General features: G+C 60.2%; 12 protein-coding genes. 4 read left to right on the top strand and 8 right to left on the bottom strand.

The features are described from left to right. Positions 1-2: 2 nt before the first annotated feature. Together FY550_RS12490 and FY550_RS12485 are read right to left on the bottom strand one after the other, a co-directional pair. Complete coding sequence (locus tag FY550_RS12490) at positions 3-278, bottom strand: phosphopantetheine-binding protein (protein ID WP_070978647.1); 276 nt, start codon at positions 276-278, stop codon at positions 3-5. 35 nt (positions 279-313) lie between these two features. Then, positions 314-1,039 (bottom strand): beta-ketoacyl synthase chain length factor, encoded by a 726-nt coding sequence (locus tag FY550_RS12485; protein ID WP_070978649.1) that lies wholly within the window; start codon positions 1,037-1,039, stop codon positions 314-316. A gap of 240 nt (positions 1,040-1,279) precedes the next feature. Between FY550_RS12485 and FY550_RS12480 the strand changes: the two genes are divergently transcribed. After that, positions 1,280-2,926: a pectate lyase family protein gene (locus FY550_RS12480; RefSeq protein ID WP_070978651.1), complete on the top strand. Its 1,647-nt coding sequence runs from the start codon at positions 1,280-1,282 to the stop codon at positions 2,924-2,926. A 12-nt stretch (positions 2,927-2,938) separates the two neighbouring features. Here the strand turns inward: FY550_RS12480 and FY550_RS12475 are convergent, their stop codons facing one another. The 5 genes from FY550_RS12475 to hexR all read right to left on the bottom strand — a co-directional run bounded on the left by FY550_RS12475 (position 2,939) and on the right by hexR (position 8,725). Further along, positions 2,939-4,471 (bottom strand): PhnE/PtxC family ABC transporter permease, encoded by a 1,533-nt coding sequence (locus FY550_RS12475; RefSeq protein WP_233350208.1) that lies wholly within the window; start codon positions 4,469-4,471, stop codon positions 2,939-2,941. Next, on the bottom strand, positions 4,452-5,120 hold the full coding sequence (locus FY550_RS12470) for an ATP-binding cassette domain-containing protein (protein ID WP_325062962.1): 669 nt from the start codon (positions 5,118-5,120) through the stop codon (positions 4,452-4,454). Before FY550_RS12470 ends, FY550_RS12475 begins: the two co-directional genes overlap by 20 nt. Positions 5,121-5,132: 12 nt before the next feature. Further along, a complete protein-coding gene (locus FY550_RS12465; protein ID WP_070978653.1) occupies positions 5,133-5,984 on the bottom strand; it encodes a putative selenate ABC transporter substrate-binding protein in 852 nt (283 codons plus the stop codon). Positions 5,985-6,119: 135 nt separating this feature from the next. Beyond that, positions 6,120-7,559 (bottom strand): sugar porter family MFS transporter, encoded by a 1,440-nt coding sequence (locus tag FY550_RS12460; RefSeq protein WP_233350207.1) that lies wholly within the window; start codon positions 7,557-7,559, stop codon positions 6,120-6,122. Positions 7,560-7,858: 299 nt separating this feature from the next. Further along, positions 7,859-8,725 carry a transcriptional regulator HexR gene (gene hexR, locus FY550_RS12455; RefSeq protein ID WP_070978655.1) on the bottom strand — a complete coding sequence of 289 codons (867 nt, stop codon included), beginning with the start codon at positions 8,723-8,725 and terminating at the stop codon, positions 7,859-7,861. A gap of 314 nt (positions 8,726-9,039) precedes the next feature. Between hexR and zwf the strand changes: the two genes are divergently transcribed. From zwf to FY550_RS12440, 3 genes are read left to right on the top strand one after another with little or no spacing between them, the layout of a single operon-like run. Next, positions 9,040-10,515: a glucose-6-phosphate dehydrogenase gene (gene zwf / locus FY550_RS12450; protein WP_149054558.1), complete on the top strand. Its 1,476-nt coding sequence runs from the start codon at positions 9,040-9,042 to the stop codon at positions 10,513-10,515. After that, positions 10,502-11,182 (top strand): 6-phosphogluconolactonase, encoded by a 681-nt coding sequence (pgl, locus tag FY550_RS12445; RefSeq protein ID WP_233350206.1) that lies wholly within the window; start codon positions 10,502-10,504, stop codon positions 11,180-11,182. The genes zwf and pgl overlap by 14 nt, the downstream gene beginning before the upstream one ends. 30 nt (positions 11,183-11,212) lie before the next feature. Then, on the top strand, positions 11,213-11,875 hold the full coding sequence (locus tag FY550_RS12440; protein WP_070978660.1) for a bifunctional 4-hydroxy-2-oxoglutarate aldolase/2-dehydro-3-deoxy-phosphogluconate aldolase: 663 nt from the start codon (positions 11,213-11,215) through the stop codon (positions 11,873-11,875). Between the two features lie 124 nt (positions 11,876-11,999). Here the strand turns inward: FY550_RS12440 and FY550_RS12435 are convergent, their stop codons facing one another. Continuing rightward, on the bottom strand, positions 12,000-12,881 hold the full coding sequence (locus FY550_RS12435; RefSeq protein WP_070978662.1) for an aldo/keto reductase: 882 nt from the start codon (positions 12,879-12,881) through the stop codon (positions 12,000-12,002). Positions 12,882-12,886: the final 5 nt, after the last annotated feature.

Genomic DNA, 12,886 nt, shown 5'->3' with positions numbered 1-12,886 from the left:
GTTCAGGTGGTGCGGCGTGCTTCAACCAGCGCGGCCAGATTGCGCAGGCTGGCGAAGTGCGTCTGATTGTCTTCACTGTCGCTGTCCAGGCGGATGCCGTAGTGCTTTTGCAGCGCCAGCCCCAGTTCCAGTGCGTCGATCGAGTCCAGCCCAAGGCCCTCTCCGAACAGAGGCGCTTCGGGATCAATGTCATCGACCGTGATGTCTTCGAGCTCGAGGGTCTCGATGACCATTTCGGCCAGGGAGCGTTCAAGTGGGGTCTGGGCAGTCTCAGCCATGGAACTCTCTTTATAACGGACAGTCTTTGTGTTCATTAACGGGACTTCAGGTCCGGTGTTTCCAGCCACCAGCAACGGGGTGGATGGTGGGTCGTCAGGCTGGTGCGCTGTTGGCAGAGCCAGTCGACCACCATGGGTGGCGTAACCGTTTCGGACATGGCCTGTTTATCGGCCGATTGCTCGCGAAGCTGTCGGCCATCCCGGCAGGAAAATCTCAGCGCCACGGCTGCCGGGGTTTCCGGCGCAATATCGGCGGCACGATAGCGTGTCGGTAGCGGGCTGTCACTGAAGACAGCAATGACTTCCGATTGCCCGTCGGCCAGATAGCCCAGGCTTTCCTCGAGCAGGGCCGCAAACTCGTCTCCAGCGGCAGCGATGGCTGCCATGGGCGCATGGTGTCCACTGGCAATGGAGTGTACCCCAACGATGGCATTGTGTACCGACAGGCTGAAGCGAGCCGGGGATACCCCTTCACCGGAGGCGATGGTGTCGAGCATGTCCAATGGACGGTGGCCATCGCCATGGCGAGAGGCATGCAGCACCGGCAGGGTTTCGGCATCGCTGCCCAGTGCATGGAGCATCACGCACACGGCACGGCCCAGAGGCGTCAGGCGCCGACGCAACATGGCCGGGATATGCTCGGCCTCGGGCCGTTCGCTGGCATCGATGCGCGGGTCGGTAGCAACGGTGCTGCCGGGAAGCCAGGCGCGCCAGTCACGCAGATATAGCCTGGTCTCCGAGACAGGCGGGCAGACGGGCATGGCCGAAGTCCTGAGAATGGGAGTCATGGCGCGATTGTAAGCGCTCGCCGGGTGATCATAAACCGCCTGCCGTAGCCGTGTGGCAAAAGGTAAATACGCCTGTCGAGCGTCACAATGGCATGGCAGGCGGCATCACCGATATGAGATCAAAGCGTCCGGTGGTCTTCATTGAGCAGCGCTCGCGGGAGAAGTCATCAATGCATTTTCCGGAAGTGATCGAGTCAGCAGGAGAACAGTGTAATGTCCATGGGTGAGGATGATCGTAACCGTCGTCGTTTCATGCGACGTGCTCTGACCATGGTGCCCGCAGTAGGCATGGTAGCGGCTGCGGCCCCGAGTCAGGCTGACAGCCGCCGCGAGCGTGACGACGCGCTCGATGCCGAAGCGCTGGAGAACATTCTCTATTGGGGAGCTGACCCCTCCGGGCGGCGCGATAGCTCGGCGGCCTTCGTGCGGGCGGTGCGCTCGCAGCGGATCAAGAATCTCTATATTCCGCCGGGGACCTATGCCATCGGACGTCATGTCGACCTGAAGCGCTGCAATCTGGTGGGCGGTGGTCGCAGCCGGGCAGATCGCTCCGGTGGGGAAGGGGCGCGACTGGTGCCGCATCATACCCTCGGTGATGAGCCGATGTTCAGCAATCATGGTCCGGTGGTGCGCGACCTGGTCTTCGATGGCAAAGGGTTCAAGGGTGAGCTGACCTGTCTGCAGGTCTACGGTTATAACAGCGTGATCGAAAACGTCAGTTTCACCAGTGCGGCCCGGGCGCTGTATGCCGGTGATAACCTGGTCAATTTCAACCTGCTGCGCTGCACCTTTGTCGGTATTGGTACCGGGCTGCTGGTCGATTCCGAAGATAGCGAATCCACCACGGTGCGTCTCATCGGCAACGAATTCAATTATTGCGATGATGCCTTCATTACCCGAGGGCGACTGCATGGCAGCACCTTCCAGGACAATATTTTCGAGAATCTGCGCGGGGACGCCATTCTTGCCCAGTTGATCTACAACTCAAATTTCATCGGTAACTGGTGGGAAGGGCGCGTCGGCGATAAAAAGCCCTGGCCGACGCTACGGACCACGATGAGCCAGCAGATCATGAATTGCTTTGCCGCCGCCAACAAGGCGCATTACGGCTGGGACAACATCTTTGCCAGCGAAAAGAATTCCGGTCGGATGGGTGGCGTGTCTACCGACAATGGCGTGCTGGTGGTACGGGAGTCGACCGCCAAGTCGGTTCGAGTGGAGCCCACCACTATTCGTGCCATGGTGGATGAGTGGGGGCCGGCGACCCCGTTCGTGATTCAGAGCAGCGCCTCTAGCGAAAGTCAGCATACCAATCCGCTGGTCTTCCGGCATTCGGCGGCCAGGGGCAATATCGAGTTCGATACTGCGGAGTCGGCAGGGCAACAGGGCGTCTGGGACGGTAGCCTGCGCTTTGCCAGTCAGGTGGAGGGAAAGGATACCCTGCACTATGACGAGTATCGCATCAATCGGGAGCGTCCGGGCATCCTGGGGCAGACCGCGCTGGTCGATGGAAAAGGCAAGCTGCGCCACGCTCTGACCGGGGTGGCCCAGTTCGTGCGCTGGCATCGCCATGACAGTGATGGCCCGGGTTGTGATTTCTTCGATCGTCACGAGGAGATCGATGATGGTCGGGTTGAGCTTTCATTCCCCGAAGGCGACGTGGAATTTCGCGATCCGGTGATTACGGTGACTGTCGATGACAGCGGGGTAGTATGTGATGGTATCGAGCACATTCCCTCCTATTCGGGTGCTTCGCAGTACCGCGCCTGGAAGGGCTTTGTGTTTCGTTTCATCAAGCGAGACAGTGGTCACCCCCATACGCCGGATGCCTTCAGCGTCCAGCTGTTTCATCCGCAGTGAAATGGCCAGCGCTCAGGCCGGCGGGCCGGGCGTGTCGCAGCTCAGCGCCGTGGGCGTGCGGGCAGGACGAAGTTGTCGGGAGAGGGCGTCCACGGTCAGATTGAGTAGACAGGTGATGATCAACAGGAACAGGGCTGTATCGAAGTGTAGCCAGGCGAAGGCCGAGTCGATCTGAAAACCCAGTGTCGCGACACCCAGAATCCCCAGAATGGCCGTTTCCCGCATGATGACCTCCGCCCGGTAAAATACCAGGGCCAGCAAGCCGGGCATTACCCTCGGCAACAACTCCCAGCAGTAGAGATTGACGCCTCGGACATCGGGTAGCCCGGGGCGCAGCTCATCAGCGTGGCGAGCGACGAGAAAGGCAATCAGCGCGCCGTTATGCAGTGCCAGAGCGATCCAGGCGGGCAGCATCGACGGCCCCGTCAGCAGTAACAGCACAAAGGCGAACAGCACTTCCGGAGTGGAACGCAGGGCAATCAGGACGCCAGCTCCCAGCCAGCGTCGAACAGGGCCGGTGAAATGCCTGCAAACCAGTGGCCAGAGCACCAGAGCCACAATCAGTGCACCACTGGTCCCCATCAATGCAAGCAGCAGAGTGTTTCCGATGGCGGCGCCCAGCGGTGGGAGTTGCGTCCACCACTGTGCAAGCCCCGCAGGATCACCATTGAGCAGCGGCGCCGGCCAGATGTCGTGAGTGACAAAGCGCCATGCCAGCGATGGATCAACATCCGGCCACGGACCGAGTAGCCATGCGCTGATGGGAAGCAATAGCCATAAAAAGCGGCGATCACCCCACCAGCGCAGCGTGCCGATCAAAAGGTAGAATATCAGCAGCTCGGCCCCGGCTTCCTGATAGCGCCCCTGGCGAAACGCGCTCTCCAGATAAAACCCCAGGGTCGGCAGGCCTACGAAACCCAGTAGCAGGCTGCTTCTCAGGGCACATTCGAAGCGATAGCGAACATAGGCCAGCAATTGCCCACGTGCCTGCGGCCACTCGATGTATAAAAAGCGCGACAGACGTCCGATGCCATGGGGCAGGGCATGGGCTGGGGCAGGGTCGAGCTGATCGAGGATTTCGGCAAAGACCTTGGCAAAGATACCGGCAAAGGGGACGGCAATCGCGGCCAGGGCCGTAACGGCAGAAGTGCCGAAGATCTGCAGAAACAGCAATGCCCAGAACAGTTCGTGTACGGCTCGCAGCGCTGCGCAGAACCCCCGAATCCATCGGCAACGATGAAACACCAATGTCAGCGGAATGCCGGCCAGCAGGCCCAGTGCCACACCCCAGAGGGCAAAGGCGACGGTCAGCCCTACCGCTTCGAAAGGGGCGCTCACCCGGGCAAAATCCGGGGTCAGCAGGCCACCTGCCATACGCTGAAGCTCTACCCAGGGATCGCGTACGGTAATCGAGAGATCGGCGGCCGGTAGCAGTATCAGCGTCAGGATGACCAGTCCCAGCGCTACGCGGTTCAGGCGGCCGAGCCGATGGCCAGCGAACAGATCGGCAAATGGTCGCGGGCGTTCAGGAACGGTAGAGCGCATCAAGCTGTTCCAGCGTCAGACTTGAAGTGTCAGCATCCAGCGCAACGCGTCCCCGGGTCAGGCCGATTACCCGGTCGAAGTGGCTCAGGGCGAGTTCACGCTGGTGGAGCGCAATCAGACAGAGACCATGACGCTCGGTAATCAGTGTCAGCAGGCGGTCTCCCTGATGAGGGTCGACACTGGCCACCGGTTCATCACCCAGGAAGTGAGGGCGGGCCTGGTAGAGTGCTCGGGCGATGGCGACTCTCGAACGCTGGCCGCCGGAGAGACTTTCCACCGGCTGGCGGAGTACATCGGCAATGCCGAGCAGGTGGCACAGTTCGGCAATGGCTTGCCAGGCGGTGGGGTCCGGCCGGATCAGGTTGCGCAGATTACGCCAGGTCGAGGAGCGTTCAAGTCGCCCCATGTAGATGTTGTGATAGACCGAGAGGGCGCCGACCAGCCCTTGCTCCTGTGGGCACCAGGCCGCTTTCTCACCCAGTTCGAGACGTATTGCATCCAGCAGCGTGGATTTGCCCACGCCGCTGCGGCCCAGCAGCGCCACCCGTTCACCATCACGGAGTTCGAGCGTGATGTTATCCAGCACTATCTGACGGTGCTTGCCTCGTCCATGCGCGAGCGTGGCATCCTTTAAAGTGACCAGCGGCACGACGCGCTCCGTTCAGCGCAGCAATCCCAGCTGCTTGCCGACTCGTTTGATGGGTTCATAATCGTCGTTGGACACCGGGATGAAGCCTTCTCGCGGGAAGCTTTTGAGCAGCTCCGGGTCGGTCATGTCGAGCAGCGCCTGACGAACGGCAGCCCTGGTTCCCTCGCCGAAGTGCTGATCAACGTCGCCGCGAATGGTCCACTGATAATCGGGATAACGCGGTGACTTCCAGATGACATGCACCTTGTTGGTATCCACCTTGTGCTGACGCACCTCGGCTTGCCAGACCTTGTAATTGACGGCGCCAATGTCATAGGCACCGGATTCGACCAGCGCAATGGTGCGGGTGTGATCACCGGAAAAACCGACCCGGGAAAACAGCTGCTGTGGCGACTGCTCGAAACGCTGGCGCAGATAGTACTCCGGCATCAGACGTCCCGAGGTCGAGGTCTTGGCGCCGAAGGTGAAACTGTGGCCCCGGATGGCATCCGGCAACTCTTGCTGGTCGGCGGCGATGCCGGTCGATGCATTGGCGATGTAATAGCTGCGAAAGGCAGCGTCTTCCTTGCCCTGAGCGATGGCTTCGGAGTTGGGCACCAGAGATCTGGCCTGTACACCGGTCAGCCCACCGAACCAGGCAAGCTGGACCTGATCATTGCGAAAGGCGCTGACAGCCGCCGGGTAGGATTTGACCGGGACGTATTCGACATCCAGGCCGGTTTGCTGCGACAGATAATCGGCCACCCGGTCGAAACGCGCCACCAGTCTGTCCTCGTTTTCATCGGGGATGGCGGTAAACCGAAAGGTGTCGGCCAGGGCGTTAACACTGATCAGGGTCAACAGTAGAGCAAGCAGCCAGCGCATCAAGGGCTCCCGGGGTGGTCGAGATAAACGGGTAGGCAGTTTATGGGGTTTCGTGCATGTTTGCGAGCTGTGTCATGAAACGACAGGGGCCCTGCATCGCGGCACGATGCAGGGCCCCTGGGCTTGCGCGAACAATCAGGTGCCGATGTCGCGCAGTCGCTTGCCATTCATCAGTTTCTTCTCGATGCTCTCCAGCGAGATGCCCTTGGTTTCAGGGATCAGCATAAGCGTCAGGACGATGAATACCGCATTGAGTCCGGCCAGAATGCCGAAGGTAGCGGTTCCACCGATACCGACGATCATGATGGGGAAGAACTGGCCAACAGCGAAGTTGCCCACCCAGTTCGAGACCGTCGAGGCGCTGATACCGAAGTCACGACCGCGTAGCGGCTGGATTTCGGCGCAGAGGGTCCAGATCAGCGGACCGGCGGACATGGCGAAGCCGGCTACGAAGATCAGCAGTGCGCCCATGGCGGTGTACTGCAGGAAGGCCGTGGACGGGCCGATGCCGAGAATGATGGCCAGCACGGCCATGCTCACTGCCATGATGGTAAAGCCGGCATAGAGGATCGGTTTACGCCCCAGACGATCAATGAAGCCGATGGCAATGAAGGTGGCCAGCACGTTGACCAGCCCGGTAATGACCGTACTCCAAAGCTGAGCGGCGGTACCTTCGAAACCGGACAGCTGAAAGATCTGCGGCGCGAAGTACATGATCGCGTTCATGCCGGTGAACTGTTGCACCAGCTGCAGGGATATCCCCAAAAGGACCGAGCGACGGAAATTGGGATTTTCCTTGAACATGTCCCAGCCGCGGTTCTGCTGCTGGGAATTAATGCTCTCCTGGATTTCCTTCATCTCGTATTCGACTTCGGTCTTCGAGCTGCGCAGACGGTTCAGAACCTCGCGGGCTTCATCAAAGCGATCCCGGGCTGCGAGCCAGCGCGGACTGGTGGGCACCATCAACACGCCCATGAAAAGCATGAACGCCGGGATCATCAGGACACCGAACATCCAGCGCCAGCTTTCGATATAGCTGAAGGCCAGGTTGGAAACGAAGGCGGCCAGAATGCCGATGGTCACCATCAGCTGATAGAAGGAGATGGTCGTGCCGCGAATTCGCTCCGGCGCTACCTCGGAGAGATAGAGCGGTGCCGTGAAGGAGGCGACACCGACCGCCAGCCCCAGCAGGATACGGGCAATGACCAGCACGGTGGTATTGGGCGAGATAACGGCAATCAGCGCGCCGATAAAGAACAGCAGCGAACTGTAAAGCAGTGCCTTTCGGCGACCAAAACGCTGTGAAATGCCCCCGGCCATCAGAGCACCCAGCGCGGCACCCACCATCATCGAGCTCACGATCCAGCCTTCCATGGCTGTCGACACATGGAAGTCCTCCTTGATGAAAGGCAGGGCACCGGAAATAACCCCGATATCCATGCCGAACAACAGGCCTGCCAGTGCTGCCAGCGCGCAGCTGAACCAGACCATGGGGACAATATCGGCGTGCAGTACAGCGTCGGGTTTCTGATCCCGGGCAGCGGTATCGGCGCTGCCTGAGGATTGATCGGACATGAATCATCTCCTGGTTTCGTTTTTCAGCACGCTTTGCGTATTGCGGGTGTGGTGTGCACGCAACACCACACTTGCAAAGGGCAGCCGGAAAATCGGTAAACGCTTATTATGGTCGGTCGCAGTGGGTGCATAAAACGCCCGGGCGACATTTACGACCAAAGTAGAAGGCATTTCACCTCGGGACGTGACCACAATAAGCTCGATTGCCGATGGCTACCCGGCTGGTCCGTTAGTATAACGCGCCTCCGGGAAGCGGAATGTGCCGTGACACAGTTCTGTGGTTCATGAAGGGAACGCGGTCATTCAGGTGCTTCACGTGGCGGAAACTTGGTCGGTAGCAGACTGTCCTTGATTTTCTTGAGGTGGGGCAGGAAATCATCGCCCCGACGCAGGGTGACGCCGGTGGCCAGCACATCGATCAGGGCGAGATGTACCATCCGCGACGTCATCGGCATATAGAATTCGGTATCTTCGACGGGGGTGATACCCAGGCTTTCGGTACACTCTTCGGCCAGTGGTGAATCGGCCACCGTGATCCCCAGTACGACAGCGCCGTTCTCGCGTGCCAGGCGGGCGATTTCGACCATTTCACGAGTCCGCCCGGTGTAGGAGATGGTGACGATGACATCGCCGGTGTGTGCGGCGGCAGCTACCATGCGCTGCATCAGCACATCGTCATAGGCCATTACCGGCAGATTGAAGCGGAAGAACTTGTGCTGGGCATCGAAGGCCACCGCTCCGGAGCCACCGAGGCCGAAGAAACTGATCTGCCGGGCCTGGCTGAGATGATCGACCATGCGTTCGATCCGCTTCGGATCCACCAGTCGCCGTGCCTCATCAAGCGCGGCGATAGTGGCGCCGAAAATCTTGTCGGCATAAGCCCGGGCGTCATCATCATGTTCAACGCTACGGCTGACATAGGGTGTGCCACCGGCGAGACTTTGTGCCAGCTTGATCTTGAAGTCAGGGTAACCACGGGTTTCGAAGTTACGGCAGAATCGATTGACGGTCGGCTCGCTGACCGACGCCGCCTGAGCCAGAGTGGCAATGCTCATGCCAGTCGCCGTGGCAGGATCGTCGAGAATGACCCGGGCCACCTTACGCTCGGAACGATTCAGCGTTTCCAGGCGTTCACGAATTCGGGACAGCAGGTCATAGGCTGCCATGGGTGCTTTTCCATCCAGTGATCATGAGTAAAACTGTTGAGGCGGATCTGCCTTTTACCTGCCGGGTATGCCAGCTGGTCAGACAGCGGGATGCATGAGCGCTTTCCCGATGTCCGGTGGCAGGATTGTAATCCGATAGCGTCAGGCTACCGAGCGTGACACGCAATCCTGCCATGATGAAACTCGAGCGCCAACTTGACAGGAACGCAGACGAATTGCCCTTCGAGTTGGTAAACTTACGCAAACGAGTTGCGAGGATGTAAGCTTGATGGCTAACACTGTCGTGAAATTTACAGGCCGGGAAGGAGCGACGCATGAGTGACGGAACAACGCCCGCCGTCGACGTAGCCCTGTTCGGGGCTCTGGGTGACCTGGCCCTGCGCAAGCTTTATGTGGCGCTTTACCATCTCGATCGTGAAGGGCTGATGCACGAGGATACCCGTATCCTCGGCCTGGCCCGTCAGGAATATGATATCGATGCGTTTCGCGCCCGGGTACGCGATGCGCTCGAGAACCGGGTGCCCAATGAGGAGCGCACGCAAGAGGTACTGACGCGCTTTCTTGATCGACTCGCCTATATCCAGCTTGAGTTCGATGCACCCGAGGGCTACAGGCAGATCAGTCAGTGGCATGGCCGTAATCCCAATCCACTGACCGTTTACCTCTCGGTGCCTGCGCGCCTGTATGGAGACATCTGTTCGAACCTGTCGAAGGCCAACTGCCTGGACAGCGAGTCGCGGGTAGTGGTCGAAAAGCCGCTCGGTTACGACCTGGAGAGCTCGCAGGAGATCAACGATGCGATCGGCGCGGTCTTCGATGAGTCGCGCATCTATCGCATTGACCATTACCTGGGCAAGGAGACCGTGCAGAATCTGCTGGCACTGCGCTTTGCCAATCCGCTGTTCGGCAATCAGTGGAATCAGAATCATGTCTCCCATGTCGAGATCACCGTTGCCGAAACCGTCGGTATTGAAGGTCGCTGGGGCTACTTCGATCAGGCCGGTCAGTTGCGCGACATGGTGCAGAACCACCTCATGCAACTGCTGTGCATGATCGCCATGGACCCGCCGTCCAATCTTGATGCCGACAGTATCCGTGATGAGAAGGTCAAGGTCCTCAAGGCGCTGCGGCCGATCGAGGGCGAACGGCTCAATACCGACGTGGTCCGCGGTCAGTACGTGGCCGGCACCAGCGGTGGCAAGCAGGTGCCGGGCTATCTCGAGGAAGAGGGCGCCAATACCGATTCGCGTACCGAAACCTTCGTGGCCTTCAAGACCGAAGTCTCCAACTGGCGCTGGGCCGGCGTGCCATTTTATCTGCGCACCGGCAAGCGGATGCCGGAAAAGCTCTCCCAGATCGTCATCCACTTCCGGCAGCAGTCGCACTATATCTTTGATCCGGATCAGCGCGGCATGGCCTCCAACAAGCTGATCATCCGCTTGCAGCCCGATGAAGGCATTGCGCTGCAGGTGCTGACCAAGGACAGTGGACTGGACAAGGGGATGCGCCTGCGCACGGGACCGTTGCATCTGGACTTCCACCAGGCCTTTCCGAGCACGCGAATTCCCGATGCCTACGAGCGATTGCTGCTTGAGGTGATGAAAGGGCAGCAGTATCTGTTCGTTCGTCGTGACGAGATCGAGTATGCCTGGCGCTGGGTCGACACGCTCATTGCCGGCTGGGAAGCCAGGGATATGCCGCCCAAGCGTTATCCGGCGGGGTCCTGGGGCCCGGTCTCCTCGATTGCCATGATCACTCAGGATGGAAGGTCCTGGTATGAAGACTACTGAGATGCAGGATGAACGCACCCGGCTGGCACAGGCGCTGGCCGAAGCTGTAGCCGAAGCATTGCGCGAGGACCTGGCACAGCAGTCGCGTGCGCTGCTGGTGGTGTCCGGCGGTTCGACACCGGTGCCTTTTTTCGAGGCACTGGCCGGGCGCGAACTCGACTGGTCACGCGTGGATATCACACTGGCCGATGAGCGTTGGGTGGCTTCCGATCACAAGGACAGCAACGAACAGCTGGTGCGCAAGCATTTGCTGACCGGTCCGGCGGCGGCGGCCAGTTATCATACCCTGACGACCGCAGACGACGCGCCCGAAGCAGGTGTTCATGAAGTCAGTGAGCGCATTGCAGCCCTGAGCTGGCCGGCCAGTGCCGTCATCCTTGGTATGGGGGGTGATGGTCATACGGCCTCGCTGTTCCCCGACAGCCCGCAGCTGGAAGAAGGGCTGACCACCGAAGCGGTGGCACTGGCTGTACACGCGCCGAGTGTCTCGCAAGGGCGCATTTCGCTCTCCCGGCATCGTCTCATACAGGCGCGTCGCCACTTTCTGCACATCGCCGGCGATGACAAGCGTGCCATGTTTGCGCGAGCCTTTGGCGGTGAAGATGCCCGTGAGCTACCGATTCGGGCCTTTCTGGGCGAGGCGATCGCCCTCTACTGGGCGCCCTGAGGGAAATCCCCGGGCGTAAGGAGGCTGCCAATGACCACGGATAGACAACTGCCGGCCACGCGAACCAGTGAGATCGATAGCATCTGCTATCGGGTGCCGCTGATTCCGGTGCTGACCATTCACAATCTGGAAGACGCCGTACCCCTGTGTCGGGCGCTTTATGAAGGCGGGCTGACCACGCTCGAAGTCACCCTGCGGACCGACTGCGCCCTGCAGGCCCTGCATCGCCTGCGTGATGCCCTGCCGGAGGCCAGCATCGGCGCCGGTACTGTCATTACGCTCGGGCAGTACCGTCAGGCTGAAGAGGCCGGGGTCGATTTCGTGGTTACGCCGGGCACCACCGAGCAGCTCTATGAATACGGTACGCGTAGTCCGGTACCTCTGCTTCCCGGCATTGCCACCATGACCGAGGCGCTGACCGGCTGGCAGTATGGCTATCGACGCTTCAAGTTCTTTCCGGCTGAAGCCTGTGGTGGCGTAGCCGCCCTCAAGGCATTCGCAGGACCACTGCGGGATGCACAGTTCTGTCCCACTGGTGGGATTACACCGGATAATGCGGCCAATTATCTGAAGTTGCGCAACGTGATGTGTGTAGGTGGTTCATGGGTCATGCCCGCCGAACTGATCGAGCGTGCGGACTGGGGCGCCATTCGTGCGCTGGCCGAAGAAACCATGCGAGATATCGGCGGCTGAACCCGTCGACGGTCGTCATTCGGTGACGATCGCCCTCTCTCTCTCGACAGCCCAGGCTGTTGACTTTGCCCATCCTGTCGGATGGGCTTTTTTTGGCTTCAGGCCCGGGCAGGGCAGGAGGGCGTCAGGGCACCCGACAGGCGCGGGCGGCTTCCAGCAGGGCAAACCACTCGGTACGCGTCAGCTCCAGTCCGGCATCGTCATGCATGGCACGCAGTCGCGAAGGTCGTAGTGTGCCCACGACCGGGACAGGGCCATGCGGAATGCGTCGGAGCCAGGCAAGGGCCACACCAGCCGGCGTAGCGCCGTAATCGTTGGCCATTTGACCGAGCAGATGACCGAGCTGATTTTCGAACAGGCGACCACCACATAGTGGCGACCAGGCCATGCCAGGCAGGTTATCGAGGCGCATGGCATCCCACAGGCCATCGAACAGCAGCTGTGAACGGGCAATCGATAGTTCGATCTGATGGCCAGCCAGCGGGTGACGCAGAGCGGCTTGCAAACGACGCCACTGGGCCGGCATGTGATTGGCCACGCCCACGTTACCAAGACGTCCATCCTCAATGGCGCCGTCGAGCGTTGCGGCAACGGCATCGATATCGCTCAGCGGATCGGGACGATGCAGCAGCAGCAGGTCGATATGGTCAACGTTGAGTCGTTTCAGGGCGGCATCGATCGAGTATTCGAGATAGGGGGGATCGGTTGCGTAGTGTTTGACCTGCCACGGGGAATCATCGATATGCGCCGGCACGATACCGATCTTGGTGATGATGCGCACCCGAGAGGCCAGCGCCGGACGCTGGGCAAGTGCCTCACCAAACAGGCGTTCCCCTGCACGATCACCACCGCGAGTGGCGCCATAGATATCGGCATGATCGAACCAGCAAAGGCCCTCGTCGAGACGAGCCTCGATCCAGTCAGCAAGATGGCGGGGCGAGTTGAGCCGGTCATTGCCGGGCAGATTTCTCATGCCCATGATCAGGGGCGCATCAAACACACTCATGGCGC

It is taken from the genome of Kushneria phosphatilytica (assembly GCF_008247605.1).
Taxonomy (GTDB): Bacteria; Pseudomonadota; Gammaproteobacteria; order Pseudomonadales; family Halomonadaceae; genus Kushneria; species Kushneria phosphatilytica.
The sequence above is the reverse complement of the archived record's forward strand: the minus strand, read 5'-3'. Positions and strand labels throughout refer to the sequence as shown.

Coding starts and splice junctions, on each gene's coding strand:
- FY550_RS12490 (WP_070978647.1), bottom strand. CDS start 278: ATGGCTGAGACTGCCCAGACCCCACTTGAACGCTCCCTGGCCGAAATG.
- pgl (WP_233350206.1), top strand. CDS start 10,502: ATGAAGACTACTGAGATGCAGGATGAACGCACCCGGCTGGCACAGGCG.
- hexR (WP_070978655.1), bottom strand. CDS start 8,725: ATGGCAGCCTATGACCTGCTGTCCCGAATTCGTGAACGCCTGGAAACG.
- FY550_RS12475 (WP_233350208.1), bottom strand. CDS start 4,471: ATGCGCTCTACCGTTCCTGAACGCCCGCGACCATTTGCCGATCTGTTC.
- FY550_RS12440 (WP_070978660.1), top strand. CDS start 11,213: ATGACCACGGATAGACAACTGCCGGCCACGCGAACCAGTGAGATCGAT.
- FY550_RS12480 (WP_070978651.1), top strand. CDS start 1,280: ATGTCCATGGGTGAGGATGATCGTAACCGTCGTCGTTTCATGCGACGT.
- FY550_RS12485 (WP_070978649.1), bottom strand. CDS start 1,039: ATGCCCGTCTGCCCGCCTGTCTCGGAGACCAGGCTATATCTGCGTGAC.
- FY550_RS12465 (WP_070978653.1), bottom strand. CDS start 5,984: ATGCGCTGGCTGCTTGCTCTACTGTTGACCCTGATCAGTGTTAACGCC.
- FY550_RS12460 (WP_233350207.1), bottom strand. CDS start 7,559: ATGTCCGATCAATCCTCAGGCAGCGCCGATACCGCTGCCCGGGATCAG.
- zwf (WP_149054558.1), top strand. CDS start 9,040: ATGAGTGACGGAACAACGCCCGCCGTCGACGTAGCCCTGTTCGGGGCT.
- FY550_RS12435 (WP_070978662.1), bottom strand. CDS start 12,881: ATGAGTGTGTTTGATGCGCCCCTGATCATGGGCATGAGAAATCTGCCC.